We start from the raw sequence: 1,590 nt of genomic DNA, 5'->3' as shown, positions 1-1,590 counted from the left end.
TTTATTACGTTGAATTTCAGATATTTAAGTATAAATAATTGAGGTTTATGCCAGTCCAAATACCAGTTTTCAAGCCCTACTATCAAGACCAGATTATGGCTATTCCGCCTACTCTGGATGAACTTGTGGCAAAAGGCCATCCTGTTCGCATCGTGAACGATGTTATTAACCGAATCAATATCCAGGGGCTGTTGGATGCTTATAAGATCAAGGGTACTTCAAGTTACCATCCCCAAATGCTGTTAAAGGTTTTGGTATATGGGTATGTGAGCAATATCTATAGTAGCAGAAAGCTGGAGGTAGCCTGCAGAGAGAACATCAATTTTATGTGGCTCAGTGGGATGAGTTATCCCGACCACAATACCATCAACCGTTTTCGTGGCGTGCGGCTTAAGGATGCACTTCGCAGTGTATTTGAGGAGGTGGTAAAACTTTTGGCTGCAGAAGGCCTTTTAAGCATTGAAGATGTTTATACTGATGGTACCAGGATAGAGGCCAATGCGAACAAGTATACCTTTGTGTGGAAAAAAGCCATCCAGACCAATAAGGAGAAGATGAAGAAAGCCTTGAGTGAAATCTGGCAATATGCCCAAAGTGTTGCCAAAGTAGAAGATGGACTGCCCGAACCACCGGATTTTACCGATATAGATACAGAAAAGGTACAGCAGACCGTGGATACGCTCAATGCAGTATTGGCAGAAAAAACAGATCTGGACAAAAAAGTCAAAGCGAAGCTGAGGTATATAACCAGGGAATATCCGGAAAAGATAGCAGAATATGAGCGTAAAGAAGAAATCCTGGGGGAACGCAACAGCTTTAGTAAAACCGATACCGATGCGACTTTCATGCGGATGAAGGAAGACCACATGCAAAATGGCCAGCTCAAGCCAGGTTATAATGTACAGATATCAACCTCAAACCAGTTCATCGTAAATTATACCATTCACCCGAACCCCACTGATACCACTACTTTAAAAGAACATATCGAGCAACATCAGGCAAGCTTTGGTAAAACCCTGAAGACCATTACCGCAGATGCAGGTTATGGAAGCGAGGAAAATTATGAGATCATGGAAGCTGGCCAGATTGAAGCTTACGTAAAATATGGCATGTTCGACAAGGAGCAGAGTGAAACCCACAACAAGAAGAAACCATTTGCCCAGGACAGGCTATTCTATAATCGGGAGCAGGACTGCTATATATGTCCAATGGGTCAAAAAATGAATTATATCGGCGATAGCAAACGAAAAACCAGTACCGGATTTGAGCAGACCAGCAAAAGGTACCAGGCAAAGAATTGTGCCACATGCCCACTCAATGGGACTTGCCACAAATCTCAGGGAAACAGGATCATAGAGGTCAACACTAATCTGGTGCGACATAAAGCAAAAGCATATCAGCTACTCAGCAGTGAAAAGGGGGTTGAAAAACGAAAGCAAAGGTGTCATGATGTTGAACCAGTATTCGGGAATATTAAACAGAACCACGGGTTCCGCCGCTTCATGCTCCGAGGGAAAGAAAAAGTGGCAATAGAATGGGGATTACTGGCAATTGCACAAAATATTAGAAAAAAAGCAGCCTAAAAAGGCT

Annotated in this window: 1 protein-coding gene; it reads left to right on the top strand. The window is 42.8% G+C overall.

Annotated elements, in window-relative coordinates; translation table 11 throughout:
* Positions 1-47 precede the first annotated feature (47 nt).
* A complete protein-coding gene (locus OQZ33_RS24095; RefSeq protein WP_265802122.1) occupies positions 48-1,583 on the top strand; it encodes an IS1182 family transposase in 1,536 nt (511 codons plus the stop codon).
* Positions 1,584-1,590 lie beyond the last annotated feature (7 nt).

Source organism: Pedobacter sp. MC2016-05, assembly GCF_026239735.1.
In the GTDB taxonomy this organism is placed as follows: Bacteria; Bacteroidota; Bacteroidia; order Sphingobacteriales; family Sphingobacteriaceae; genus Pedobacter.
This window is presented reverse-complemented; position numbering and strand designations above follow the sequence as displayed.

Excerpts from the sequence above, each read along its gene's own strand:
- OQZ33_RS24095 (WP_265802122.1), top strand. The coding sequence starts at position 48 with ATGCCAGTCCAAATACCAGTTTTCAAGCCCTACTATCAAGACCAGATT.